The 25,966-nt window shown below is 63.3% G+C and carries 25 protein-coding genes; 10 read left to right on the forward strand and 15 right to left on the reverse strand.

The window, feature by feature from the left end; translation table 11 throughout:
* Window positions 1–338 precede the first annotated feature (338 nt).
* The 4 genes from XI05_RS28715 to XI05_RS28730 form a co-directional block, all read right to left on the reverse strand.
* On the reverse strand, window positions 339–653 hold the full coding sequence (locus XI05_RS28715) for a hypothetical protein (RefSeq protein WP_271508155.1): 315 nt from the start codon (window positions 651–653) through the stop codon (window positions 339–341).
* Window positions 654–702: 49 nt separating this feature from the next.
* A complete protein-coding gene (locus XI05_RS28720; protein WP_271508157.1) occupies window positions 703–1,794 on the reverse strand; it encodes a TRAP transporter substrate-binding protein in 1,092 nt (363 codons plus the stop codon).
* Window positions 1,795–1,915: 121 nt separating this feature from the next.
* Window positions 1,916–2,173, reverse strand: a complete 258-nt coding sequence (locus XI05_RS28725; protein WP_024338019.1) for a hypothetical protein — start codon at window positions 2,171–2,173, stop codon at window positions 1,916–1,918.
* A gap of 66 nt (window positions 2,174–2,239) precedes the next feature.
* Window positions 2,240–3,190 (reverse strand): DUF2778 domain-containing protein, encoded by a 951-nt coding sequence (locus XI05_RS28730; RefSeq protein ID WP_271508535.1) that lies wholly within the window; start codon window positions 3,188–3,190, stop codon window positions 2,240–2,242.
* 193 nt (window positions 3,191–3,383) lie between these two features.
* Between XI05_RS28730 and XI05_RS28735 the strand changes: the two genes are divergently transcribed.
* Both XI05_RS28735 and XI05_RS28740 read left to right on the forward strand, forming a co-directional pair.
* Complete coding sequence (locus tag XI05_RS28735; RefSeq protein ID WP_271508159.1) at window positions 3,384–3,824, forward strand: DUF1810 domain-containing protein; 441 nt, start codon at window positions 3,384–3,386, stop codon at window positions 3,822–3,824.
* An 85-nt stretch (window positions 3,825–3,909) separates the two neighbouring features.
* Complete coding sequence (locus tag XI05_RS28740) at window positions 3,910–5,991, forward strand: methyl-accepting chemotaxis protein (protein WP_271508161.1); 2,082 nt, start codon at window positions 3,910–3,912, stop codon at window positions 5,989–5,991.
* 7 nt (window positions 5,992–5,998) lie between these two features.
* Here the strand turns inward: XI05_RS28740 and XI05_RS28745 are convergent, their stop codons facing one another.
* Both XI05_RS28745 and XI05_RS28750 read right to left on the reverse strand, forming a co-directional pair.
* Window positions 5,999–6,589 carry an NADPH-dependent FMN reductase gene (locus XI05_RS28745; RefSeq protein WP_271508163.1) on the reverse strand — a complete coding sequence of 197 codons (591 nt, stop codon included), beginning with the start codon at window positions 6,587–6,589 and terminating at the stop codon, window positions 5,999–6,001.
* Between the two features lie 50 nt (window positions 6,590–6,639).
* The gene (locus tag XI05_RS28750) at window positions 6,640–7,587 is read right to left on the reverse strand and encodes an AraC family transcriptional regulator (RefSeq protein WP_271508165.1); all 948 of its coding nucleotides are present in this window, start codon (window positions 7,585–7,587) and stop codon (window positions 6,640–6,642) included.
* A 297-nt stretch (window positions 7,588–7,884) separates the two neighbouring features.
* Here XI05_RS28750 and XI05_RS28755 point away from each other — a divergent pair, with 297 nt between their 5' ends.
* The 3 genes from XI05_RS28755 to XI05_RS28765 are packed head-to-tail and all read left to right on the forward strand — an operon-like array spanning window position 7,885 to window position 10,503.
* Window positions 7,885–8,994: a DUF2336 domain-containing protein gene (locus XI05_RS28755; protein WP_271508167.1), complete on the forward strand. Its 1,110-nt coding sequence runs from the start codon at window positions 7,885–7,887 to the stop codon at window positions 8,992–8,994.
* Complete coding sequence (locus tag XI05_RS28760) at window positions 8,994–9,323, forward strand: PilZ domain-containing protein (protein ID WP_271508168.1); 330 nt, start codon at window positions 8,994–8,996, stop codon at window positions 9,321–9,323. Before XI05_RS28755 ends, XI05_RS28760 begins: the two co-directional genes overlap by 1 nt.
* Window positions 9,324–9,381: 58 nt before the next feature.
* Complete coding sequence (locus tag XI05_RS28765) at window positions 9,382–10,503, forward strand: HD-GYP domain-containing protein (protein WP_271508169.1); 1,122 nt, start codon at window positions 9,382–9,384, stop codon at window positions 10,501–10,503.
* A 27-nt stretch (window positions 10,504–10,530) separates the two neighbouring features.
* Here XI05_RS28765 and XI05_RS28770 read toward each other — a convergent pair whose 3' ends face one another.
* Entirely contained in the window at window positions 10,531–10,734 is a 204-nt protein-coding gene (locus XI05_RS28770; RefSeq protein ID WP_175422601.1) for a hypothetical protein, read from the reverse strand.
* Between the two features lie 134 nt (window positions 10,735–10,868).
* Window positions 10,869–11,033, reverse strand: coding sequence for a hypothetical protein (locus XI05_RS28775; RefSeq protein WP_271508170.1), 165 nt, complete (start codon window positions 11,031–11,033; stop codon window positions 10,869–10,871).
* Window positions 11,034–11,250: 217 nt separating this feature from the next.
* Here XI05_RS28775 and XI05_RS28780 point away from each other — a divergent pair, with 217 nt between their 5' ends.
* Window positions 11,251–12,213: an alpha/beta hydrolase gene (locus XI05_RS28780; protein ID WP_271508171.1), complete on the forward strand. Its 963-nt coding sequence runs from the start codon at window positions 11,251–11,253 to the stop codon at window positions 12,211–12,213.
* A 6-nt stretch (window positions 12,214–12,219) separates the two neighbouring features.
* Here XI05_RS28780 and XI05_RS28785 read toward each other — a convergent pair whose 3' ends face one another.
* The gene (locus XI05_RS28785) at window positions 12,220–12,684 is read right to left on the reverse strand and encodes a cupin domain-containing protein (RefSeq protein WP_271508172.1); all 465 of its coding nucleotides are present in this window, start codon (window positions 12,682–12,684) and stop codon (window positions 12,220–12,222) included.
* Window positions 12,685–12,887: 203 nt separating this feature from the next.
* Between XI05_RS28785 and XI05_RS28790 the strand changes: the two genes are divergently transcribed.
* Window positions 12,888–13,136, forward strand: a complete 249-nt coding sequence (locus XI05_RS28790; RefSeq protein WP_172788524.1) for a hypothetical protein — start codon at window positions 12,888–12,890, stop codon at window positions 13,134–13,136.
* A 24-nt stretch (window positions 13,137–13,160) separates the two neighbouring features.
* Here the strand turns inward: XI05_RS28790 and XI05_RS28795 are convergent, their stop codons facing one another.
* Window positions 13,161–13,334: a hypothetical protein gene (locus XI05_RS28795; RefSeq protein WP_271508173.1), complete on the reverse strand. Its 174-nt coding sequence runs from the start codon at window positions 13,332–13,334 to the stop codon at window positions 13,161–13,163.
* A gap of 158 nt (window positions 13,335–13,492) precedes the next feature.
* On the opposite strand from XI05_RS28795, the gene XI05_RS28800 reads away from it, so the two are divergent.
* Window positions 13,493–14,584, forward strand: coding sequence for a type II asparaginase (locus tag XI05_RS28800; RefSeq protein WP_271508174.1), 1,092 nt, complete (start codon window positions 13,493–13,495; stop codon window positions 14,582–14,584).
* A gap of 246 nt (window positions 14,585–14,830) precedes the next feature.
* Here the strand turns inward: XI05_RS28800 and XI05_RS28805 are convergent, their stop codons facing one another.
* Complete coding sequence (locus XI05_RS28805; RefSeq protein ID WP_271508175.1) at window positions 14,831–16,453, reverse strand: ABC-F family ATP-binding cassette domain-containing protein; 1,623 nt, start codon at window positions 16,451–16,453, stop codon at window positions 14,831–14,833.
* Window positions 16,454–17,035: 582 nt separating this feature from the next.
* Here XI05_RS28805 and XI05_RS28810 point away from each other — a divergent pair.
* Window positions 17,036–17,767, forward strand: coding sequence for a DUF3750 domain-containing protein (locus XI05_RS28810; RefSeq protein ID WP_271508176.1), 732 nt, complete (start codon window positions 17,036–17,038; stop codon window positions 17,765–17,767).
* Between the two features lie 48 nt (window positions 17,768–17,815).
* On the opposite strand, the gene XI05_RS28815 is transcribed toward XI05_RS28810, so the two are convergent.
* From XI05_RS28815 to XI05_RS28825, 3 genes are all read right to left on the reverse strand, one after another.
* Window positions 17,816–19,096 (reverse strand): amidohydrolase/deacetylase family metallohydrolase, encoded by a 1,281-nt coding sequence (locus tag XI05_RS28815; protein ID WP_271508177.1) that lies wholly within the window; start codon window positions 19,094–19,096, stop codon window positions 17,816–17,818.
* Window positions 19,097–19,581: 485 nt separating this feature from the next.
* Window positions 19,582–19,932, reverse strand: a complete 351-nt coding sequence (locus XI05_RS28820; protein ID WP_271508178.1) for a PilZ domain-containing protein — start codon at window positions 19,930–19,932, stop codon at window positions 19,582–19,584.
* A gap of 1,449 nt (window positions 19,933–21,381) precedes the next feature.
* The gene (locus tag XI05_RS28825) at window positions 21,382–22,122 is read right to left on the reverse strand and encodes a hypothetical protein (protein ID WP_271508179.1); all 741 of its coding nucleotides are present in this window, start codon (window positions 22,120–22,122) and stop codon (window positions 21,382–21,384) included.
* A gap of 363 nt (window positions 22,123–22,485) precedes the next feature.
* Between XI05_RS28825 and XI05_RS28830 the strand changes: the two genes are divergently transcribed.
* Window positions 22,486–22,824, forward strand: a complete 339-nt coding sequence (locus XI05_RS28830) for an H-NS histone family protein (protein ID WP_271508180.1) — start codon at window positions 22,486–22,488, stop codon at window positions 22,822–22,824.
* Window positions 22,825–22,902: 78 nt separating this feature from the next.
* Here XI05_RS28830 and XI05_RS28835 read toward each other — a convergent pair whose 3' ends face one another.
* Window positions 22,903–25,926: an AfsR/SARP family transcriptional regulator gene (locus XI05_RS28835; protein ID WP_271508182.1), complete on the reverse strand. Its 3,024-nt coding sequence runs from the start codon at window positions 25,924–25,926 to the stop codon at window positions 22,903–22,905.
* Window positions 25,927–25,966: the final 40 nt, after the last annotated feature.

Genomic DNA, 25,966 nt, shown 5'->3' on the forward strand with positions numbered 1-25,966 from the left:
GGTTAATTCCTCCGCGGGGTTACGAGGACGGGGGTGAGCCGGAGATCGGTTGGCACCGGTCTCGTGTCCCGGACGTGCTGCGGCGTGCAACGCTGCTGCGCAGAGCCGGGACCCAAACCGGCCGGGTCATGCTCTCGGCGAAATGGTCCCGGCTCTGCAGCGCACCGTCTAAGGGACGCTGCGCTGCGTTCGGGGCACGAGCGGAGACTAACGCGCGCTGCTCTCACAACGTCATTGCGAGGAGCCCTTGCGACGAAGCAATCCAGGATCTCTCCGCGGTGGGATACTGGATTGCTTCGCTACGCTCGCAATGACGAACGAGGCGACGCCTGTGCCCCCTACTTCTTCACCTTGCTCGCATCCATCTTGATGCTCGGATCCAGCATCCTGGTCTTAAACGCGCTCGTCACGTCGAACGGCTTCTCCATGCCGAGATAGGTCTGGACCAGCTCGTAGTCCTTCTTCATCCGCTCGCCGTCGATCCAGCCGAGCCCCTTGGTGGTCGTGAACTCGTCCGTCATCAGGAACTTGATGCGCTCCCGCTGGCGCTCCTGATTCTCCTTGTCGAGACCGGAGACCTGATCGAGCAGCGCCTTCAGGCATGCCGCGACGTGGGCGACGGAGGCTGCAAAGGCCTTCTGCGTGACGCGCACGAAGTCTTGTGCGCCGGCGCGGCCGAACGGCCGCGCCCGCTTCTTGCACTCAGCTCTTGTTGCGCATCTTGCTCAGCAGATAATTGTCGTAAAAATTCTCCGCGATCTGCGTGTAGAACAACAGCTCCTTCATATACGCGTCGTGACTGTCCTTGGTGCGCTTGAACAGGTCGCTCTTGGCGGCGAGCTCGTTCAGATGGTCCTGCGTCGCGTTGTAGCAGGCCTCCAGCACGGGTTGCGGGAACGCCTTCAGCTCCGCGCCACCTGCGAGCAGGCGCTTGAGCGCCGCCGGATTCACACTGTCGTATTTTTCGAGCATCCAGGCGCCGGCCGCCGCGCCCGCCTGGTTGACGATCGCCTGATAGTGCTTGGGCAGCGAAGCCCATTTCTCGTCGTTGACCACCATGTGCAGCATGGCGCCGCCTTCCCACCAGCCGGGGAAGTAATAGTACTTGGCGACCTTGTGGAAACCGAGCTTCTCGTCGTCATAGGGACCGACGAATTCGGCGGCATCGATCGTGCCCTTCTCGAGGGCCGAATACACATCGCCACCGGCGATCTGCTGCGGCACGACGCCGAGCCTTGCCAGCACGTGGCCGCCCAAGCCTGCGATGCGGAATTTGAGACCCTTGAGGTCGTCGACGATCTTGATCTCCTTGCGGAACCAGCCGCCCATCTGGGTGCCGGAATTGCCGCAGAGGATGGCGTGCGCCTTGAACGGCTTGAGCGCCTCGTTGGTGAGATCGGCGCCGCCGCCGAAATGCCACCACGATTCCTGATGGCGATGATTCATGCCGAACGGCGCGCCGGTGGCATAGGCCAGCGCCGGCTCCTTGCCGATGTAGAAATAGAGCGGCGTCTGCGCCATCTCCACCGAGGCGGTGCTGACCGCATCCAGCGCCTGCAGGCCGGGGACGATCTCGCCGGCGGCAAAAGTCTGGATCTGGAATTTGTTGTCGGTGGCCTCGGCAATATATTTCGCAAAGGTCTGCGCCGTGCCGTAGATGGTGTCGAGCGACTTCGGAAAGCTCGAGGTCAGGCGCCATTTGATCTCGGGCGCGCTCTGCGCGATCGCAGGTGCAGCAACCAGCGTCGTCGCGCCGGCAACCGCGCCGCCTTGCAGAAATGTACGGCGTTTCATGATGAGGACTCTCCCTTGAAGTAAGTTTCAAACATGCGGCTGCACGGCGACGGCCTTCGCGGACCGTTTGCCCGTTCCGAAAGCGGAGTTCAAGATGCGACAGAACGGCCTGTAGCCCGCTTCAAAGCAGCTTGGCGCTGACGAACAGCGCGCGCACGGCGTTGGTTGCCTGCACCGCCAGCATGGCGTTACCGGCAGCGCCTTCCAGGGCCGCGACGGCATCCTCGTGCAGCGAGCGAAATTCCATCCACTCGACCGACTTGAAGTTGGTGAGGAATTGATAGGCCTGGCCGACGGTCGCGATCGCCAACGTGTCGCCGTTCAGCTTGATCTTGAACGTCGTGCGCAGCGGTGTTTCGGAACTGGATGGATCACTCATGGGCTGCTTCTGGACGAGGACGGCTTAACGAAGGGGAAACGGCAGCCCCGCCGTCGCAGGCGAATTTCAGGAATCGGTGCTCGCGCGCTGCGAGGCGGTCGCCGCTCCCCGCAGGTTCGGCACCACGACCAGGCGGTTGAACTCGCCATTGTCGTAGGCCTTGATGAACCGATCATAGTCCTTGATCGAGACGCAGCCGTTGGAATCGCCGCGCGGCCCGAGCAAGTAGTTGTGGGTGAGCAGCCCGACGCGGCCGAGCGCGCTGGTGCCTTCGACCGGAGTCATGCGCAGCGCACGGACGCCGTGGAACGGCTTTTCGCGCGGCTTGAGGTCGTAGGTCGCCGGCGGCGTCGCGCCGACCATCCGCCGGTCGACATGTTCAGGGTCGTCCATCAGCGCACCCAGGCCGGAATGGGCCTCCAGCGCCACGCCGCTCGGCAGGTAAACCGCCTTGGCCGAGATGTCATAAACCGCCGTGCGCGAATCGTAGCCGAGAGCGGCGAGATCCGGCGCCTTGTTGAACAGGCCGTCGCCGGGCGTCAGCGAGGCCAGCCTGATCTTGTCGGTGAATTTTTCGAAGAAATTGCGGTTGTCGACCCTGAGGTTGGTGTCCGCATACGCTTGGCTGGAGGCGATCTGGGCGGAGAAGTCCGCCTGGACCGGACGCGCGCGCGGCATCGGGATGGCGTCGGCGCGCTGCGGGGATCTCGCCTCCTCGGCCGCGTAACGGTCGTCCTCGGTCAGGATCGAGCGCCAGTCGTCGCCCTGGAGCTTCTGGGCGAGCATCGCCTTGGCGTCCCGCAGCTTGAGCTGGACCGCATTCACCGCCGAGCGCTCGAACACCCGCAGGCCGAGCTCGCGCGGCGACGAGTTGGCGGAGGCCGAAGCGAAACGGTCCTCGAATGAGGGGGCACTGGCCGGCGGCAACGCGGCGGAGACAAGCGGGGTCGAATCGCTGATGTCGGCGACCCACGCGGCGGCGCCAAGCGCCAGCGCGACCCCTGCCAGAGACAGCAGAATCGTTTCAGCCCGCCCGACACGGCGGCGCGACAACAGCCTTTCGGCGTGTGCTGCGTCGGAAACCATCAGATCCCCAAATCGATCCCCGGGGGACCCAACCCCCACCCGGAGAGACTCTATACCAGCTACCACATTGGGAGCCAAAAGTTAGGCATAATCGCGGCCGGTGAGACACCTCTGGGGGTATCCAATGACCGATACTTTCGACCTAGAACGGTTCGTCCAGGCCCAAAACCCGGTTTTTCGCGACGTCCTGGGCGAGCTGACCCGGGGCCGGAAGCAGACGCACTGGATGTGGTTCATTTTCCCCCAGGTCGCAGGTCTCGGCGCCAGCGCCATGTCGCAGCGCTACGCCATCGGCTCCCGCACTGAAGCCGAGGCCTATCTGGCCCACCCCATCCTGGGCGGGCGGCTGATCGAATGCACCAGGCTGGTGCTCGCGGTCGAGGGCCGGACCATCAACGCGATCCTCGGCGCGCCGGATGACGCCAAATTCCGCTCGTCCATGACGCTGTTCGGCGCGGTATCCGACGAGCCCGTCTTCGATCAGGCGCTCGCCCGATATTTCGCAAGCGAGCCTGACGGCGCCACGCTGGAGATCCTTGCCAGGCTCGATCGGACATCCCCCTAAGCCGGCCAGGTAGCGTAAACCGCAGATTAACAGGACCACCCTATCGTCCGGGCAAAATAATTCTCCGTTATTTGCCGGACTGACCATGAAAATCGGTACGCTCCTGACCAGCGCCATCGTCTCGCTCTCGACCGTCGGGGGCGGCCTCGCCGTCTACGTCGCCGTGACGAAATACCAGACGATGGAGCGGATCACCGAGGCGCAGGGGCGGCTCGCGATCGTCCGTGCGGTCAGCGACATCCCGCGCTATCTCAATCCGGAGCGCGGCTATTCCACCAACATCCTGTACGGGCCTGCGGCCATCGACCCCGCGCTGCTGGCCGAGCAGGACAAGCTGCGCAAGCAGACCGACAGCGCCCGCGACAAGATGAACGCGCTGCGCAAGGAGCTGCCCGGCCCGTTCGACGACGGCACCACGATCGGAAGCAACATCGACGGCATCAACGCGAAGTTCACCGGCTTGCGCGAGGCCATCGACAAGGCGCTGGCAGGTCCCGCCGAGGCGCGCAAAGACGCCGCCAAGAAGATCGTCGCAGACAATGCCGTGCTCAACGGCGGCGTGACCGCGCTGCTCAACGAGCAGGTCCGCCGCATGGCGATCCTGAACGGTGACGCCTACCGGCAGGCCAGCTACGCCAATATCGCGATGACGCTGCGCGACGTCGGCGGCTTCAACTCGAGCCTGCACAAGAATCTCGTTGGCGGGAAGAAGCCGGCGACCGATGCCGAGAAGGCCGACATCAGCCGCTCGCAGGGCCGCAACGACCAGCTCGTGATGGCGCTGCTGGAATTGCGCGGCAATCCGGCAACGCCCGCCAACGTCGCCGCGGCGCTGGAGAAGTTCAATTCGGTTTATGTCGAGGAGTTCGGCCGCGAGCTCAAGCTGGCGAAGGACGGCGCCGTCACCGGCAAGTACGAGCACGACGTGGATACCTACTACGCCGCCACTCAGCGCGGCCTGTCCACCGTCATCGAGGTCCGCGACGCCTTCTACGACAACGCGGAGCAGATCCTCGCCGGCGCCTCCTCCGCCGCGCGCACCAGCTTCACGATCGCCCTCGTCGGCCTCGTCGCCGTGCTGATGGCCAGCGTCGGCCTCATCGTGACGGTTCGCCGCCGCGTCTGCGCGCCGATCGTCGGCCTGACGACGCGAATGTCGCGGCTCGCCGACGGCGAGGTTGCGGAAGAGATTCCCGGCGCCGCGCGCTCCGACGAGATCGGCGCGATGGCCGCGGCCGTTCAGATCTTCAAGGACAACATGATCCGGGCCGACCGGCTCGCGGCCGAGAAGCAGGCCGAGAACGGCGGCAAGATGCGCCGCGCCCAGGCGCTCGACGATCTCACCCGCGCCTTCGAGGCCAAGGTCACCGAGCTGGTCGGCGGCCTCTCGCGAGCCTCGGCGGCGATGGAAAGCACCGCGCAGTCGATGACCTCGACGGCGGCGCAGACCAACAGCCAGGCCGCCGTGGTCGCCGCCGCCTCCGAGCAGACCTCGACCAACGTGCAGACCGTCGCGAGCGCCACCGAAGAGCTGACCTCCTCGATCGCGGAGATCGGTCGTCAGGTCGCCCAAAGCACCGAGATCGCGACCCGTGCCGTCGACAACGCCCGCCGCACTGGCGACACCGCGCGCACGCTCGCCGAGGGCGCCCAGAAGATCGGCGACGTCGTGACGCTGATCCAGAGCATCGCCGAGCAGACCAACCTGCTTGCGCTGAACGCGACCATCGAGGCTGCCCGTGCCGGCGAAGCCGGCCGCGGCTTTGCCGTGGTCGCCTCCGAAGTGAAGTCGCTGGCCGGCCAAACCGCCAAGGCCACGACCGAGATCTCCGAGCAGATCACCGCGATCCAGTCCGCCAGCGACGAGACGGTGGCGGCGATCCGCAACGTCGCCGACGTCATCGCCGAGATCGACCAGATCGGCACCGCGATCGCGGCGGCCATCGAGGAACAGGGCTCGGCGACCAAGGAGATCGCCCGCAGCGTTCAGGAGGCCTCCCGCGGCACCCAGGAGGTCAACAGCAACATTTCCGGCGTGCAACGCGCCGCCGACGACACCGGCGCCGCGGCGCGAGAGGTGCTGGGCGCGGCCGAGCAGCTCTCGACCCAGTCGCGCGATCTCGCCGGCCAGTTCGAGCGCTATCTCGGCGAGGTCCGGTCGGCGTAGCGCGACGTCAATAAGGCGGTGCCTTGCGCGTCCGTTGTGCTTTCGCCGCCTCGATCCACCAGGCCAGATCGTCGGCGAAGCGCGGGAAGGAGCGCTCCAGGGCCTTGCCGCCGTCGCCGATCGGTTCGCCGGCCTCCGACAGCGTCTGCGCGATCGGGCCGATGCCGATGGTGCTCGACACCACCACCATGCCCATCTCCGAGAGCGTGCCGTGCCAGGCCGTCGCCGCACGGGCACCGGACAGCCGGCCGGCCGAATAGCTCACGATCGCGGCCGGGCGCCAGAACCATTCCTCCAGGAAGTGGTCGGTGAGGTTCTTCAGGCCGGGCTGGATGCCCCAATTGTACTCGCCGGTGACGAAGACGAATCCGTCGGCGTCGCGGATCTGCCCGGCCAGCTTCTCCAGCGCCTCCGGCGCCGAGCCCTTGGGATATTCCTTGTACATGCGGTCCAGCATCGGCAGCCCGATCGCCTTGGCGTCGATGAACTCGACGTCCTCGCCGCGGCCGCGCAGCCGGTCGATGACGAAATTCGCAAGGCGGATGCCCATGCGGTCGGAACGGTAGGAACCGTAGAGAACGAGAATGCGATTGCTCATGGCCGAACGGTAGCACGAAACCGGCGCCCAGCCCTACTCGATTTGTCGCACTACCTTCTGCGACCGCGGTCCAGCGTTTGCGACGGCGTCTCGCCGAACTGGTCGCGATAGCTTCTGGAGAAATCGCTGAGATGCCAGAAGCCATACGCCAGCGCGACTGCCTTGACGCTGTCGGCGCCGGCGAGAAGGCGCCGGCGCACCAGCCACAGCCGGTGCAGACGCAAGTAGCGGTGCAGGCTCATGCCGCGGTAGCGGCGAACGATGTCGTGCATGGTGCGAACGGACAGCCCGAGCTTGCGCGCGATCTCATCGCTATAAATCGGCTCCGACAGGTCCTCAGACAGCAGTGCGCGGATGTCCTGGAACATCCTGAAATTCCGTCCGTCGTTGGGACCCAGGGTCCAGCGGGCCGAAACGATCGTTGCAAAGGCGTCGTCGACGGCTCCGAGCAGGGACTCCTTCATCGCCGCGCCCTTCAACAAGAGCTCCCGTGCGTCGACCGGGCCGGACGCCTCGGCCAGCACTTCGCGAACCACGCCGCGCAACCGCTGCAAGCCGACCGGGGAGATTTCAAAAATCTTGAAGCTCGAGAGCGTGAGCGGCCAACCACGATCCCTCACCTCGGGCCGGAAAATCACCGAGGCGATTTGCCGCTGCACCTCCTCGATGGTGGTGTAGGCCGCTCCGCCGTTGCCAATGACCACGACCGGTCGCGCACGTTGCGAGCCGTTGAAGCGAATCGGCACGTTGAGATCGTCCATCGTGAAGCCGATCGCAGTGCAATTCTCCACGAGTTGTGCGTCAACCACCCGCGGAAACGCGCGCGTCAAATTCACGTCGCAGCCGGGCAAGGCGAGGATTGTCTGCTCAGCCGAAATCTTCCGCACAAAAGGGGTGAATTCGAAGTTCAGCCCGCGTATGGCGTTTCGAAATTCGTCGACGTCTGAAAAGCGAAATGTTTTGAGTGCCGACCTCGGCACATCGTCAATGCTGTTCATGGAAACAAGAAAATGCCGCGCCGCTCTGGATCTGCGTCCGGCCGCGGGGTGCCGGTTCGCTTCCTCCTTCGATTATTTCGTCAGAATCGATCCTAACTGTGGCCTGATTAAATGGAGAGGGGTCGGTTGAAAAAACAATCCGGGACAACCCGGTCTCGCCGAATTTCGATAACGTTTCCTGCAAGGCCGGCGGTGCGCCAATACCCGAGCCTTCGAGGATTAAAATTCAAATTAACGCCTTTGAGGCGGAATGACCGTCGGTTGATCGTTCAATTTATTTAATTTCAGGCTCCTGCCATGATGGCAAATTCGCCTGCTGATAGTCTGGTCGATCTGGAGAACGCGGTTGCAACATGTCCGCTGGACCGGTGTGCTCGTATCCTATCAGGCATATTGCAACTGCTCACAAGCAGCCGCGACCGATCCCAGGCATTGCTCGCCGACGTGGCCGACGGCGTCCTGCTGCGGCTGGTCGAGCGGGTTGAGGCCGGCACGCTGATCGATGTCAGCGCGGCGCTCGCAGAGCTCAAAGTGGCTCCGCCGAACACCGTGCGACGCCTCGCCTCGCACCGCGATCCGGAAATCGCCTGCCCTGTCTTGCTCCGCTCGCAATCACTGTCCACGGCCGATCTCAAGTCGATCGCAGCCGCGAGCGGCGAACGACAGCAATGTGCGATCGCCGGCCGCGCGCCGATCGATCCACTGGTGATCGAGACGCTGATCAAGTGTGGCACCCCCAGTGTTTGTCTCACACTGATCGGCAACAGGGATGCAAGGTTCTCCGATCCCGCTTACGTTGCGCTGGTTGAGAAGTGCCTGTCGGATGACGAACTGATCAAGGCTCTGGCGCTCAGGCCGGACACGCCCGATAGGGTCATGCGGGAGTTGCTGTCGGCTTCACCCGCGCCGAAATCCGGCACAGGACCGAAGGCCATTGGCTCGCATCAAAGTGCAGCGGCCGCACCAATCGCCTTCAAGCTGCCATGCGCCGCCGCCTATGCAAGCGCGCGGCCGGAGATCGTTGCACTCAGCCGCATCGGCAAACTCAACGATTCCACCGTGAACCGCTTCGCCATTCGCGGCGAGACTGCCAACCTCATCACGGCACTGTCGGTGCTGTCGGGGACTCCCATCGAGATCGTCGAGCATGTCATCACCGACGAGGATTGCGAGGGTCTCGTCATGGCCTGCCGCGCCTCGCGGCTGAACTGGCAGACCACGCTCGCCATCCTGAGCAACCGCTGCGGCACGCGGCTTTCCTTCGCCGAGCGCGGACGCGCGCAGCACATTTTCGAGACGTTGCTGCTGTCGACCAGCCAGTGGACGGTGCGTTGGGGCGAAATTGCCGCAAGTGCCAAGGAGAGCGGTCGGGGTCATCGGGACGCGGAAAAGACGGGGGTTAGCTGATGAAGTTCGACGGTCGCAAAGCCTTTCGCGTGAAGATGGACCACAAGCAGCCGGTCAATCTCATGGGATCCGACGGCACCTGGCGGCGCAGCTGCGTCCTGCTCGACGTATCGCAGACGGGCGCGAAGGTCGAGGTCGAGGGCACGCTCGACGTGCTCAAGGCCAAGGAGTTCTTCATGGTGCTGTCCTCGACAGGTCTCGCCTACCGGCGCTGCGAGCTGGTCTGGATCGACGGCACCACTGCCGGCGTCCATTTCATTACCGTTGACGGCAAGAAGAAATCTGCCGGCGCACCGCCGCCCGGGCAGAACGCGGTCCAAGGCAAATAGAACTCGAACATTCCACTCGCAGTTTTCACATCCAGATAATCGCAATCCAGGTCAGACCGTGCAACACGCGCGAACCAGATCCTGCTCCGACAATGGTGACGGCGGCATACGAACGACGGAAACGGCTCGTCCCTTCCTGCACGTGCTGGCCGACACGTCCGACAAGCTCTCGGGCATCTGCTCGATCCTCCAGGAGAGGTTCGCCATTGCAGGCGAGCGGCTCGATGCCGATTCCAGGCTGTCGCAGACACCGGTCGCCATCGTCATTCGCGCCGAGCTGCGCGACGTCGACAATATCGCCGCCATCAAGCAGCGGGCTGCCAAGTTGGCGAAGGTCGGGAAGCGCATCTTCCTGCTCGAGCACACCTCCCACGTCTGCATTTCCCAGGCCTATGCGCTCGGGGCGACGCTGGTCCTTCCCAGCACGGTCGGCCGGACCAAGCTGCTGGCGGCACTGGCCGATCCGGCCGACGGGCCGTCCGCTTCGTCAGGCGATACGCTGCAATCCGACAACGCCGTCGAGACGGCGGCGACCGCAATCGCATCGATGTTCGCGGCTGTCACCCTGAGCCAGCCGCTCGACATCCACGGCACCAAGGAAGCCGGCCGCCAGATCGCCGATAGCATCATCCGGCATGGCCTGACGGAGTGGCTGATGACGGTGCGGCGGCACCACGAAGGAACCTATCAGCATTGCCTGCTCGTCACCGGCGTTGCCATCGACTTCGGACTGAGCCTCGGCGTCGGCAGGGCCGACCTGGAACGCCTCTACTCGGCAGCCATGTTCCACGACATCGGCAAGGCGCAGATTCCGCTCGCCATCCTCGACAAGCCGGGCCGCCTCGATGCCGCGGAGCGCGCGCTGATCGAAACGCATCCGGCCGCCGGCTACGAATTTCTCAAGGCCCATGACGGAATCTCGCGGGAGATCCTCGGTGCCGTTCGCCACCATCACGAGTATCTGGACGGGAGCGGCTATCCCGATGCGCTCTGCGGCGAGAGCATTGGCGATATCGTCAGGATTCTAACGATCTCGGACATCTTCGCAGCGTTGATCGAGCACCGGCACTACAAGCCGACCATGCCGCGCGCGGAGGCCTACGACGTTCTGTGCGGGATGAATGGCAAGCTGGAAAAGGCGCTGGTCCGCTCGTTCAAGCAGGTCGCGCTCACACGGTGAGCGCTGTACCCCGTCTCGAACGCCGCCTTAATGCGTCGCACGATAGCTGGCGCGGCGCGGGATGGAGCGGCAGGCCAGCCCGTCGGCCAGCAGCTTCATGTCCTCGTGCCGGCCGCTGCGAATCAGTCGGCCGAACTCTTCGGGTGTGAAAGGAAGACTTGGATCATCATCAATCTTGTGCCGCAATCGCGGACCGAAGAACCGCCGAACCAGGCTAGCCAGCCGCCGCATGTCAATTCCCTCGCGCCAGCAACAAACCTCTCAGTCCGCATATTGTTCCTCCCGCAATTTCGAGATTGCAAGAGGCCACTCGCGACGCCGCACCAAAAAAATTTCCGCCAGAGAATAATCTCCTCTTGCTCGCGCTAATCGGCAGAACCCACGTAACGCACGAACTCGTGGTTGTGCTCGCGGTCCGAGCGAACCGCGTTCGCGGCAAAGCTGTCGTCGGGATAGCCCATCGCGACGCAGGTCATGATGACCTCGTCCTCCGGAATATGAGCGACCTCGCGCACGATGTCGGAGCGCATGGCGATGTCGACCTGCCGGGTGCGATCACCGCGCGCGGCACCGGCGTGTTTTTAAAGCCACGCACGCTGCGGCGCGACTGGACCAGCGTCTCGAATTCCACCTCGTGAACCTCCCTGCCCGCTCGTCCGGCGTTGCGACGCGCTACCGGTTGCCGATGCGGCGCGCCAAACCTATGCTAATGACCAAGCAAGACCAAGAACCCTGTGAGGAAATCCCATGGCCGCACCGCTCGATCCCGTCATCGCCCAGCTCATTCCGCTCATGCCGATGCGCGATCCCACGGTCATGACGCCACAGAGCGCCCGCGATTCCTTGCGCGCACTCGCTGCCTCGCGTGCCGCCATTCCGCCGCCGCGCGTCGATAGCGTCGAGGATATCAAGGTGATGGGCGGCGCCGGTCCGCTTCCTGCGCGGGTCTACCGGGTCGGCGCCGCGCCGGCACCGACGGTGGTGTTCTTCCATGGCGGCGGCTGGGTTGCGGGCGATCTCGAAACCCACGACCGGCAGGCGCGCAACCTTGCGATCGAGACCGGCGCGGTCGTCGTCTCCGTCGACTATCGACGTCCGCCCGAGACGCGCTTTCCCGGCGCCTTCGAGGATGCCTTCGCCGCGGTGAGCGACGTGTTTGGCCGCGTCGCGGAATTTGGCGGTGACGCAAAGCGCTTCGGCGTTGCCGGCGACAGCGCCGGCGGCAATCTCGCAGCGACGACCGCGATCGCCTGCCGCGATGCCGGCATCAAGCTCGCCGCGCAGCTCCTGGTGTATCCTGTCACCGACGTCGTCGGCGCTTATGCCGATGCGCGCGAGAACGCACGCTATCCCTCGCGCGCGGAGAACGCCGAGGGCTACTTCCTCACGCGCGCGACGATGGAATGGTTCTGCGGCCACTATCTCGCCGATCCCGCGCACGCCGGCGACTGGCGCGTCTCGCCGCTGCGGGCCGCATCGCTGGCCGGCGTCGCGCCCGCGGTCGTGACCACCGCCTGGTTCGATCCCCTGCGCGACGAAGGCGCGGCCTATGCGCGGGCGCTGGAGGCGGCCGGCGTCCGCGTCAAGCACCATGAGGGCCCCGGCCTGATCCATGGCTATTTCGGCATGGGCGACGCCTCCGACGTCGCGCGCGCCGAAGCGCAGCGCGCGCGGGCCGACTTCAAGGCGCTGCTCGTGCGCGGCGTGTGAAGGCGATCAGGCGCTCTGCGCCCGCTGCGCCGCGGTGTGACCCCAGACCTCGTCCCAATCCTGGCCGGCGGCATCGACCACGCGGCCGTCGACCTCGAAGAACTTGTTCGGCACCTGGAAGATCGCCAGCATCAACGCGCCGTCCGGGCACCAGGCGGCGTGCCGGCTGCCCGCCTCGCGCCAGATGAATTCGCCGGCCCTACAGGCAATGCCCTTGGCCGGGCCCTCCTTGTCGACGAGCGCACCTTCGATGACCCAGCTCTGCTCGATGCCGACATGCTCGTGATCGGGCAGCACCGATCCCGGCGCAAAGCGCATCAAGGCGGTCATCAGCCCCGTGCGGCGATCGAACAGCAGCGTCTTGGCCTCGCAGCCCGGAAAGCGCGTCTTCTGCCAATCCATGTCCTGGGGGCGAACCAGGTGGGAATGCCGCTCAGCGGCGCCCTGGTCGTGCGGGATCGCGGCGTCCATCACGATGCTTCCTCTCCATCTCGAGGGACCGACGCTAGCAGGATCGCCCGATGAGGTCAGCGAGCAGTGCAACAGAGGCGACATCTTCCGCGCTCGAAGCGCAAAAATCAGCGGGGCGAGCGGGCGGCCGGTGCTCATCCTGCTTGATTGCGCCACGATTTGCGGCTCCAATCTCCCGGCCATTTCTGGCTTAGGAGACCCCCATGATGAAGCGGATTTTCCTCGCTGCGATCGTTGCCAGCTTTGCAGCGGGCTCGGCCCTTGCGCAAGAAACCTGCGAAAGCAAGGCCGTCGGCAAGGACGGCAAGCCGCTGGCCGGCGCCGCCAAGACCTCGTTCCTGAAGAAGTGCAAGGAAGACGCCTGCGCACCAAAGGCCGTCGGCTCCGACGGAAAGCCGCTCGCCGGCGCCGCCAAGAACAGCTTCATGAAGAAGTGCGAGACCAGCGCGTAAGCGCGCCGTCCGTTCCCGGCCTTTTCAGCAAGCCATCACAAACGAAATGCCGTCATGGCCGGGCAGAAGCGCGTCTTCGCGCGAGAGCATGATCCGGAAAAGTGCGAAGCGGTTTTCCGAAAAGATCATGCTCAAACAATAAGCTAAAGCGCGATGACGATTCATCCCGATCGCATCGCGCTTTAGACCCCCGGCCATTTGCTTCTTGTGCCCTCCCCGCCGCCAGTTTTCCGACACGCGCCGTGCGCGTAAAGCAAACTCCTCGCGACCCTAGACAGAACGCAGCGGCTGACGGATGATGCAGCGCTGAGCGAACCGGGGCGCATCGACGAGGCTTCCAGCAAAGGATGGGCGAGATGTTGCAGTTCCGCGTGCGTGATCACATGATGACGACAATGAGCGTGCTCTTTGCGCTGCTCATGATTGTTGACGTTGCCAACGCCAGAGGCCCTGGCCTGCCCAACGTCATGGTTCTCGCAACCGGCGGCACGATCGCCGGCAGCGGGGCGAGCAGTACCACCGTCGTCGGGTATACCGCAGCCACGGTGGGCATCGAGACCCTCTTGAACGCCGTCCCAGAGTTGAAAACGGTGGCCAACGTCAAGGGCGAGCAGGTCTTCCAGATCGCCAGCGAGAATATGAACAATGATTATTGGCTGAAGCTCGCCAAGCGCGTCAATACGCTCCTCGCGCAGGACGACGTGGACGGGATCGTGATCACGCACGGGACCGATACGATCGAGGAAACCAGCTATTTCCTGAATCTGGTCGTCAGGAGCAAGAAGCCTGTGGTCGTCGTCGGCGCGATGCGGCCGTCGACCGCGATCAGCGCGGACGGCCCGATCAACCTGTTCAATGCGGTGATCCTCGCAGGCAGTGAAGAAGCCGTCGGCAAGGGCGTGCTCGTCGCCCTCAACGATCAGATCAACGCCGCGCGCGACGTCACCAAGAACAACACGTCCACGGCAGACACCTTTCGCACGCCTGAACTCGGCTTTCTCGGCTACATGCAGGGCAACAAGCCGTATTTCTATCGGCAATCGACCCGTCGGCACACGGCGGATTCCGAATTTGACGTGTCCAACCTCGATGTCCTGCCGCAGGTCGACATCGTCTACGGCTACGCCAACATGAACCGCGTCGCGATCGACGCCTTTGTCGCCGCCGGCGCCAAGGGGGTCGTGCATGCCGGCGTCGGTGACGGCAGCCTGGCCCGCCCCGCGGTCGAGCCGGCGCTCGACGAAGCCCGCAAGAAGGGCGTGGTGATCGTTCGCAGCAGCCGTGTCGGCAACGGCATCGTCGCGCGCAATGGCGAGGCCAAGGACGATGAACACGACTTCGTCGTTTCGGATACGCTCAATCCCCAGAAGGCGCGCATCTTGCTGATGCTGGCGTTGACCAAGACGACCGACACCAAGGAAATTCAGCGGATGTTCTACGCTTACTAGTGCGTCGGCTACGCTCGCTTGAAGCGGCGGTCATCACAGACCGCGCGGCGTCGATGGCGAGGTGCTGAGGGAGAACTTGCGGTAAGCGGTCGCAAAATCCGGGCTACGGTCGGATTTCGTAGGGTGGGCAAAGCGAAGCGTGCCCACGATCTGCCGCAGATCAGAACGAGATGGTGGGCACGGCGCGATTTGCGCCTTTGCCCACGCTACGAGAGCTCCGTCATTGCAAGGTCCGCGGCCCCCTCACTAGCTCCGCAGCCCCGGCGCCTCCTGGCCGGTGCGTGCGACATATTCGGTGTAGCCGCCGCCATATTGGTGGATGCCATCCGGCGTCAGCTCCAGCACGCGGTTCGACAGCGTCGCCAGGAAATGCCGGTCGTGCGAGACGAACAGCATGGTGCCCTCGAAATCCGACAGCGCATTGATCAGCATTTCCTTGGTGGCGAGGTCGAGATGGTTGGTCGGCTCGTCCAGCACCAAAAAGTTCGGCGGATCGAACAGCATCTTGGCCATGACGAGGCGTGCCTTCTCGCCGCCCGACAGCACGCGGCAGCGCTTCTCGACGTCGTCGCCGGAGAAGCCGAAGCAGCCGGCGAGCGCGCGCAAGGAGCCCTGCCCCGCGGTCGGAAACGCGTCCTCCAGCGACTGGAACACGGTGCGCTCGCCGTCGAGCAGATCCATCGCATGCTGGGCGAAATAGCCCATCTTGACGCTGCCTCCGAGCGCCACCGTGCCCTCGTCCGGCTCGCTCGCGCCGGCCACCAGCTTGAGCAGCGTCGACTTGCCGGCGCCGTTGACGCCCATCACGCACCAGCGCTCCCTGCGGCGGATCATGAAGTCGAGCCCGTCATAGATGCGCTTTGAGCCATAGCCCTTGTGCACGTTCTTGAGCGCGACGACGTCCTCGCCCGAGCGCGGCGCCGGCGGGAAGTCGAACGCCACGCTCTGCCGGCGCCGCGGCGGCTCGACGCGCTCGATCTTGTCGAGCTTCTTGACCCGGCTCTGCACTTGCGCCGCATGCGAGGCGCGCGCCTTGAAGCGCTCGATGAACTTGATCTCCTTGGCGAGCATGGCCTGCTGGCGCTCGAACTGCGCCTGCTGCTGCTTCTCGTTCTGCGCCCGCTGCTGCTCGTAGAACTCGTAATCGCCGGTATAGGTGCTGAGCGAGCCGCTGTCGATCTCGATCACCTTGGAGATCACGCGGTTGATGAACTCGCGGTCGTGCGAGGTCATCAAGAGCGTGCCTTCGTAATCGTGCAGGAATTTCTCCAGCCAGATCAGGCTTTCGAGGTCGAGATGGTTGCTCGGCTCGTCGAGCAGCATGACGTCGGGCCGCATCAGGAGAATGCGCGCCAGCGCCACGCGCATCTTCCAGCCGCCGGAGAGTTTGCCGACGTCCCCGTCCATCATCTCCTGGCTGAAGCCGAGGCCGGAGAGCGCCTCGCGCGCGCGGCCGTCGAGCGCATAGCCGTCCAGCTCCTCGAACCGGTGCTGCACCTCGCCGTAGCGGGCGATGATCTCGTCCATCTGGTCGGCCTTGTCGGGGTCGGCCATATCGGCCTCGAGCGCGCGCAGTTCGGCCGCGACCTCGCTGACGGGACCAGCCCCGTTCATCACCTCAGCCACCGCGCTGCGGCCGGACATCTCGCCGACGTCCTGGTTGAAATAGCCGATGGTGATGCCGCGATCGGTCGAGACCTGCCCCTCGTCGGGCAGTTCCTCGCCGGCGATCATCCGGAACAGCGTGCTCTTGCCGGCGCCGTTCGGCCCGACGAGACCGATCTTCTCCCCCTTGTTGAGGGCCGCGGAGGCTTCGATGAACAGGATTTGGTGGCCGGCTTGCTTGCTGACGTTGTCGAGGCGGATCATGAGTGTCTTTTGGGGGATTTTTGCGTTGCAGCGTCATAGGGCATGCGGGGCGTGAGGGGAAGCCCGGGACAGGCCGGATCGGCCCACCGCGCCCCAATTCCCCTCGTCATCCCTCAGCCTTCAGGCCTCTCCGCTCACCAGCAACCTCTGAAATCCCCCCAGTCCCCTCGTCGCGAAACGCGCAAGCTCACAGCTCCTAACGCCGGCGAGCGATCCACACTCCGGCCAGAAAGGCGACAAACAGCGACCGGAGAGGCGCTTTCATCGTGACCTCGCGTAACTGGTCAGCCCATCGGCCGGCGGAATCCAGCGAAGGCGAGCGGGGCTGCGGCTTGGCGGGTCCTCTTTGCGCTCCGGAACCTGACCGCGGGCTCGAGGTCGGCTCCATGCCGCCCTGATTGTCCGCGAGGCCGGAGGCTTCTGTCATTGCCGCAGCTTCCTTCATGTCCATGCGCGTGCTCCAATCCTGCTGCGGTTGAGGAACAACCACTTGATCTCAGGTGCGTTCGGCTCTGGCGGCGGCATTCATGCGAACTATATGGTTTGTCACACGTCCGCCGCATCACTCCCTTGAAGAAGCCCTTGCTGATCTTTCTGTTCCTTGTCTTGGCACCGCTGGCCGCGTCGGCGGTGAGATATTTCTGGCTGGGCGATGGCCGCCAGAATTGGCAAACCGCCGATCGGTCGAGCGCAGGTCTTCTGCTTCCCGCTGCCGATCATCCCGAAGCCGTCATACGGGTGTTCGGGGCGAGAACGGTGCGGTGGCGCAGCATCTTCGCTGTTCACACCTGGATCGTCGTCAAGGAGAAAAATGCCCCGACCTACACCCGCTATGACTACACGGCGTGGGGCGAGCCGATCCGCACCAACGGCTTCGCTCCGGACGGGCGGTGGTTCGGCGCGGCGCCAGAAACCATTGTGGCCGTCAACGGAGAACGCGCCGAGGCGCTGATCCCCAAAATCCGATACGTGATCGAAAACTACCAGTTTCGGTCCTATGGAGATTATAGCGTCTGGCCCGGTCCCAACTCGAACACCTTCGTGCAGGCGGCCCTCGATGCCGTCCCTGAGCTCCGAGCCGTGCTGCCGCCGACCGCGATCGGCAAGGACTTCCCGTACACGGGTAAGTGGGTCGGACTGACGGCGTCCGGCACGGGTATCTATGCTTCGCTTGCCGGATATGTTGGCTTTTCCATCGGCTGGGTCGAAGGCTTGGAGATCAATTTCTTCGGCGCCGTGCTCGGACTCGACATCCGACGCCCGGCGCTCAAGCTGCCTGGTCTCGGCCGCTTCGGGGTGACGCCCGGCCTGTAAGAACTTGTCGTCGAAACCTCAAAGAGGCTCCAGACCAGCGCCGACTCTCTACCTCACCGAGAATGGCGCCTGATAAGGCCGTCCGAACGGCACACCGTTGATGACGGTCTGGATCGGCTTGAGCTGGGCTTTCCCTTCCCTCCTGTTGTTGCGGGTGTCGACGAAGCTGACCGGTCCCTCCACCAGCTCCATGATGGCGACGTCCGCGGGCGCACCGACCTGCAGCGTGCCGATCTTCGGCGCGCGATTGATGATCTTCGCCGGCGCCGTCGTCGCCATTGCGACCACCTGCTCCAGCGTGAAGCCAAGCAGCATGAACTTGCTCATCACGTTGGGCAGGAAGGGAATGCCCGGCGAGTTGCCGGAGAAGACGTGGATATCGGAAGAGATGGTATCAGGAGCGCATCCGCCGGGGATCGCCACTTCCGCCACGGTGAAATCGAAGCTGCCGCCGCCATGCCCGACGTCGAACAACACGCCGCGCTGCTTGGCCGCCAGCGCCGCCGGCAGCAGCTTGCCGTCCTGGACGATGTTCGTGAAGACGCTCGACATGTTCGGGGCGCCCGAATAGGCATGCGTCAGCACGTCGCCTGGGCGCATCAAGTCGAGGATCTGCGACATCAGCTCCTTGGACTCGACGCCGCCGATATGCACCATCATCTTCGCCGGCCAGCCGCACATCTCGCAAGCCTGGATGCCGCGCTTGAGCGGCTCGAGGCCGTGCTTGAAGATCACGTTTTCCGACATGCGCACTTTGACCCCGAGGAGGAAGTCCGAATTCTCGGCCAGCGCCATGGCGCAGGCTTCGGTCTGCGCGGTGTCGATGTTGTAGAGCTCGGCGACGGGGAAAGCGGACAGGCCGTTATTGGCGATGTGGACGAAGGCGTACATCCGCGCCCGCGTCTGGGCGACGATGAAGCGGCGCAACGCCGCCAGATTGTTGACGCCGGCATCGCCCGCCGACACGACGGTCGTCGTGCCCTGGAACTGGACCAGCTCGTCGGCGGGAATGCCGATGGCCGAGCCGTAGGGATAGACGTGACAATGCAGATCGATCAGGCCGGGCATCACGAGCTTGCCCGAGGCGTCGATGCTCTTCAACGCGCGCTCGGCGGGGATCGTCTCCTGGACGGCCTCGATCACGCCCCAGCGGATGCCGATATCGCGCCTGGCGCGCAGCGGCTGGCTGGGGTCGAGCACCTCGCCGCCGCGGATCACCAGGTCGTACTTGTCGTTCGGCCCCATCGTCCCGCGCGCGGGCGCGGCGAGCCCGACCGCTGCGGCTGATGTCGAGAGTGCCAGGAAATCGCGGCGTGACAACGCAGGCATGATGGTCCCCCCTCTGTGTTTTTGTTCGTATAGGCAAACCTCGACGCGCGGATCGGCGACCGGCGCGACGTCCGAAACCAAAAAGGATGCCATTGGAGCTCGGGCCTCGTCGCCCGGGTGATCCAATCTTATGACTGCACGCCCGCGTTGAGGAGCTGCGAAATTTTCTATCCTCGCATGAACCTTCCTCGACAAGCATCGACTAAGCGAGCGCTCGCACAGAGTCGCACAAGTGTGCCTTCCGACGGGGGCCGACGAGAGCTTAACCTGCATCAGGGAGTCTTCACGGGCGGTGGAAACCCTGCAACCGTACAGGAACGACGAGGAATACGCCTCGTTGTCGGAGATTAATGGCGATCCTTGCTCTCCTCCTAAGTTGACTTACCCGGTCAGTACTGCTGGCCGGATTTTTTTCGGAGCCGAATATCCGCCGTGGTCACGAGCGCCTTCTCAAGTCCGAAAGAGGCGTGCTGTGCAGCGCATCGCTAAAGGTGAGCGGAAACGGGCCCATTGCCGCACACCATCCGGTGGCCAAGTCGCGCTGCGAGTGCAGTGATGCCGGAATCATTCTCTAAGTTCGGCGAGCAGTGTCGCAGAAGAAAGCGGACCCCGCAAAGCGTCTCCTTCCTCCACACGACGCGACAGATGAATATCCCGGAGTGACTGTCGAACGACAGCGCAAATTCGTTCGCGAATATGTAGTACGGCGTGGAGATGCAGGCCCCCAAGGCGCTGATGTCCCGCACCATGCAGGGATGAGTCCCAATGATTTCACCGAATGACAGCCGCGCCGCCCGGTTGATCGCTATCCGCTTCATTGCACGACGTTCGATCATGGCGAGACTCCGAATGAAGAAGCCAACCTCAAAAATGCGCTTTCTCGCGACGTGCGCTGCCGGGACGTGAAATTAAATCACATCCGGCTGACTTCGGCATTATTTAATTGATTAAATAATTTGTTGAGACGCTCGCACTTGACCCGTGCAATGATGCGAGTTCCAATCTAAATGCTGATTTGTGATGAGTCGGGGATTGCCGTGGGTATTTACTTGCTCTCACTCGCGGCGTGCGTTGTCGGGGTTCTTCTGTTCATGGCATTCCATCGATAGGGCCGACAACGGACGCAAGCGTTACCGTGAATCCTCAGCCCAAAGCCGAAATTAATAATTTCGGTCGGTTGATTTTGACTGTGCACGAATGCGCGCGTTCAATTCCAGACATTGGAGGCGAACGTGTTATTCACTCTTTTGCTCGTCATTCTCATCGGCATCAGTGCAGCGGTCCTAATCGCCCATGCCATCGACGCCATGCGTTCGTGAGGTTGCGGCTTGCGAAAGGGGGCCGAGCAGAAGATCTCGTGTCCTGCGCGAGCCATCAGAAAGGCATCAGCATACCTGATGTCCGGGCAACAAGATGTGGTTCTTCCGCAGGACACGCTCGTGGATTGAAGCTGCGCCCCGTCGACTGGGATCAACAAGTAGCCATTTGGGCCGGCCTGATCGTCGACGTGGTGTTGGCCCTCAGCAACTAACGAGCCTGAGACTCTTCTCGTCCAGGCGCCCGGTTCTGAATTTGCGACGCTCGCTGACGCAGCTTCGAACAATTGTATTGACGCTTTAACTCGCAACCCGAAGCCGGCTCGTCGCATTCGAAACCGATCCGAACTCCGAATCGAAACAAATGCCTGTTAATTCGCCTGAGGAACCTCTAGTTGACTGCGCTTAAACGATAATTTTGATTATGATCGATAATGATGATGACTCCAGCAGAAAATTAAACAATATGTTGAAAACAAAATATAATGGGAGGTTGGAATGGAAGTTGCCCGCCGGTTTCGCGCCATGGCGTTGCTTTGCCGACAGACTGCCGCACGCTGTCCCGAGAGAAGCTGGAAACTGCTCGCTGAGGCGGAGTACTGGGAGCATTTGGCGGCCGCTGCTCTGGCTCACTGAGCTTCGGTCGAGTGAATTTTCAACCTTTCTCCTTTTGATGAACTGCTTCGAGGCGCGCCATGTCCAGTATGCGTCAAATCCATACTTGTGCTGTTCTGAGCGAGCGACTCCACGCACTTGTGGCGGAGCTTAGAGAGGTTGAAAAGCTTCGAAGCAAGCTCCGACGCGTAGAGGCCAGAACACTCGGCAGAAGGCGGCGTGTCGGACTGGGTCGCGGAGCAAGAGCCGCAAGCTAACTCGGAGGCGAGATCCGCCGTCTATTCGGGATAGAGCGGTCGCACGGATTCCCGTTCGACTTCGAACTCCTGAATTCATGGATCTCGTGGCGGCGCGTCAGGTAACGTGCCCGACGTATCGAACTCTCGGTGGTCGCAATCGCACCGCGTCCCGAAGTGTGCGGCTCGAGCTTAAGACTGACAGGCCCCCCAGCGCCATCAGCAACACGCCTAACCAGGGCAGCGCCGGGCTCCGCTCCTCCTCGACCACGCTGATCGCGATAGCCGGCGGATCCGACGAAGGCCCCGCGTCAGCGATGGGCCCTGTCGCGAGCTGCTTTACATCGGCCTGGCCAGGCACTGAATGTTCGGGCGCAGCGAGCTCCGCGATGGAAGCCGCCCACGTCGGGGCGGCGCGCGTACCGTGCTCCGAAGCGGCATCAGCTACCTTGAGGTCGAACGCCGGCGGCGTCGCCGAAGTCCCCTCGGCCGGTGCCGACCTCAGTAACTCCGCGCGCGCATCAATCACCGGGCCTTGCCTTTGCCGCCCAGCCTCATTCCTGTCGGGACTGGCGCCGCCTTTCGCCGCACGATCTCGAATCGATTTTCGCACGACTGCGATGCCCTCGGCCAGGAACCAGCACTTGCGATGGCCGTCCCGCCGATACACCCAGCGCTGGCGTGGGCCAGACGAGTTGCCGGGCCGCAGCAAGCATTCTGGCTGCACCGGCGACGTTGCAGCGGGCTCGCGAGGACCAGTATTGAACAGGTCGGTGATGGGATTGGCGGACGCAGGTGCCGCCGAAACAGCTCCAACAAGAACCAAACTGGCGAAGCAGAATCGCAAATGACCGGACATCGAAAACTCCCGGTGTTGCCCCCATCCGGCACGAGCCTTCGCGGCAAGATGGGCTCTCATGCGGCTTAAATTGGGCGATGCGATGATTAATTTTGCGCTCGGCTATCCGAATTAATAGGTCGGTCCAGCTCTCGCAGGCTGCAAAAGCGGCGAAATCGAGCCACCCGCGAGCGCCGAGCGTCGCCCGCGTCCTTGTCCTCACCAATTAAATGTTCCGCCACGATATAACCGCCGTCGCGCCTTTCTCCCTGCTACCTCGCACTTTAATGTGGATTGTACGGCAAATTTTTAAATGTCGGGTTGTCTGTCCCTTCATTTTACGGCTTGTGTGACTGGCCTTCTCACCAGAACCGGATCTGTGCCATGAATGCCGCGCAATTCAACTCGCTCTCGCTTGACGAGCTCTGGATAGTTCACCAGCAGGTTACCGCCAGCCTGACTGAGAAGATCCTGGTGCAAAAAGCACGATTGGAGGAACGGCTCCACAAGATTGGAGTCGCCAACGAGGCCATCCGGTTCGATCGTAAGCGCCGTCCCTACCCGCCGGTCCGTCCCAAATATCGTAATCCGAACAACCCCGCAGAAACGTGGTCGGGTCGCGGTAGGCCACCTCGCTGGCTGCAACCGCAGCTTCGATGCGGCCGGAAATTAGACGATTTCTTGATCGAGCGGTCTTCGCTCAAAGGCGGCAGACGAATTTAGCGCCGCGGTCTCGTGCGCTGAAAGACGGCTAGCGCAAAGAAGTACTGCTTCTTCAGCCTTGCGCCTCCGAAAAGCCGCCTATCGACTTTCGGCCTTTGATGCGCCCAGCGCGCCCAGCGCGTGCTGGACTTGATTTGCCGTATAATCGACCACCTCGCGGTGAGTCATCGCCGCGCCACGCCGCTTGGCCTCCGCAAAGGCGGCATTGCCCAGCACCCGACGAACGTTGGCGAGGGTGTCGGGCAGTTCCTGGAAAAAGCTGGTGGATGGGATCATTTGGGAGAGGGCTCCGCTGAGCGTGGCCGCGACCGTCGGGTGGCCCAGCCGATCAAACAGCAGAATGAGCGTGGCAGTCGTGAGGGTCGCAAGCCCAATCTCTGTTGATTGGCTCCAGATTTCGAGCATTCGCGGCAGGGTTCGCAGCGTCTTGACCGGATCGCCACTTCGCACTTGCAGCTCAGCGACGGCGGGGAGGATGACGATCTCCCAATAACGGTTACCGGATGTCCTTGCATGAGCAAGGGCCGCCTCGAATGCATCCAAGGCACGCCCTGGGTTGGCTTTGCTGAAGGCTCTTCCCTTGGAGAACAGCGCCGCAATCAGCGTACTTGGAGTTCGGGCGGCCGCAACCTTGTCAACGATGTCGTCGGCGATCGCCATCGCCTCCTCATGGGCGCCCGCCATGGCGAGGTAGAAGGGAAGCGTCGACAGGCATTGCCGCTCGCGCCGGTCCGCCGGGTGCTCGGCGCCGGCACGTGCAAACTCGATAGCGCTTTCGGCGTGGCCTTGTCGGGAGGCAATCATGGCGAGAACGGCGAACGCCCACACCGGCGGATCGAAGTTGGCGTTGCCCATCAGCGCTATCGCTTCTTCGGCGTAGCGCGTTGCCTCTTGAACGCGCCCCAGGTTCCAGGCCCTCTTCGCCGCATAAGTCAGCAGGGCGCCGAGCCGGCGATGGCCGGCGCGCCTTGCGGCATCGACGATCTCCATCGACCAGTTGAGGGGTTCGCTGCGCACCCGGAGAACTGCCATGCCCGGAATCCTGGATGCGATGCGGGCCGCAACATCGATGTCATCCTGACCGCTCGCCCACCGAAACGCCGCGCGCAGATTGTCCACCTCTTGATCGAGCCAGGCATAAGCCATCAGTTGCTGCGGACTTCGCCAAATCCTGTGGTGCGTCTCGGCATCCTCCGCGAAGAATTGGGCATGGCGACGCCGGAAGACCTCGGCCTCGCCCAGCATCGCGAGCCGCTCTTCGGCAAACTGTCGGATGGTTTCGAGCGCGCTGTAGCGAACTGCGTTCCCGACCCGCTTGACGCTGAGCAGCGATTTGCGCACCAGCGAGTCCAGGAGATAGAGAACATCGCCGGCTGCGATGTCGCCGCCGCAACAGACGCGCTCGGCAGCCTCCAATCCGAAACCTCCGGAGAATACCGATGCGCGCAAGAGCACCGCCTGCTCGGATGACGACAACAGGTCATACGACCATTCGACCGCGTGGCGCAGCGTCTGGTGTCGTTTCAAGTCGCGTCGCGGCCCGCTGGTGAGCAGCCGGAAGCGTTCATGCAGGCGATCGCGGATCTGACCGGGACTCATTGTCCGCGTTCGTGCGGCTGCAAGCTCGATGGCCAGTGGAATGCCATCGAGGCGGCGGCATATCTCACAGATCGTGTCAGCGTCACCATTGAGTTCGAAGTGTGGTTCCACAAATCGCGCGCGCTCCACGAACAACTGAACCGCCGGCGCATCGCTTCCGGCGCCGCATTCGAGCGGCAGCACCGGGTAGGTCCGCTCGCCATCGAGCATCAGCGTCTCCCGGCTGGTCGCCAGCAGGCTGACATGCGGGCATCTCGACAGGATCTCCCGTGCAAGCCCGGCGATCGCATCGATCAAGTGCTCGCAGTTGTCGAGAATGAGAAGCAGGTTTCGCCCGGCAAGCGAAGCGGCGACGCTTTGCTCGATGGTCTTGCCGGCCTGTTGCGTGATGCCGAAGACGTCGGCGACGGCGTGACCGATGGCACTCGGATTGTCGAATGCGGCAAGCTCCACCAGCCATGTGCCGTCCGCATACTTATCGTGCAACTTCGCCGCCAGCTGAAGTGCGAGCCGTGTCTTGCCGATTCCGCCGGGGCCGGTCAGCGTCACCAGCCGTGCGTCCGACATGATCCCGCCTACCCTGGCAAGGTCTCTGTCGCGCCCCAGAAAGCTCGTTGCCTGGACAGGCAAATTACCCGGCGCGACATTCGCGTTCAGCCGTGGGGAAGCACTTCTGTCCAAAACATCCGTGGCTGGCGGGCTCTCGCGGATCCGGCTGGCGGGTCCCTCTGGCACCGGGCTTCGCACGATCGAGGGTCCGGGCTCCCTGCGATTCCACTCTCGCAGGAGATGGCGGTGCAATGACTTGGTCTGCGCGTCTGGCTCAAGTCCCAGTTCCCTGGAGAGCAGTTCCGCGCAGGTCCGATACTGCCGGAGTGCCGCACCCTGTCTGCCTTGCCGAGAATAGAGCTCCATCAGGGCGCGATGCACACGTTCTTGCAGAGGATCTGCGGCAAGCAGGCGTGTTGCGATGTGAGTGCCACGTTCGATCACACCTTCCGATAGGTAATGATCGAGCAGCTTAGCCATGCCTTCCAAGGCGAGTTCACGGAGCCGCTGCCGTTCCGCCGCTGCCCAGTTTTCAAACTCTGGGGCCGCGACCTGAAACCCGTCGAGGAATTCGCCACGATGGATTTCGATCGCCCGCTCCAGGTTCGCCACGCCGGGTTCCGCGATAAGATGCTCGAAAACCTTTGCATCGATTTCGAGGGCGGTCGGCTCGAGACGAACGGTATCCTCCTGGGCGACCAGCGGGGCAGGACAGACCCGCGACAAGGCCTTGCGCAAAAGGCTCAGCGCCTGTCGCAGACTGTCGCGGGCCTGCGCCTCACTGTGATCGCCCCACAACAACGCCGAAAGTTTTGGTCGCGCCTGCGCTTCGCCCTGATGCATTGCCAGATAGGCGAGCAAGGCTGTCGTCTTTTTTGTGGCCAAGGAGATGGGCTCACCGGTGTCCATCTGGAGCCGGAAGCTGCCGAGCAGTGCAAGCTTTGCCTTCGCCATATCCGCCGGCCCTTTGCTCGGGGTGCAAAAAACACCCGGT

Origin of the sequence: Bradyrhizobium sp. CCBAU 11357, assembly GCF_028128865.1 — a bacterium.
In the GTDB taxonomy this organism is placed as follows: domain Bacteria; phylum Pseudomonadota; class Alphaproteobacteria; order Rhizobiales; family Xanthobacteraceae; genus Bradyrhizobium.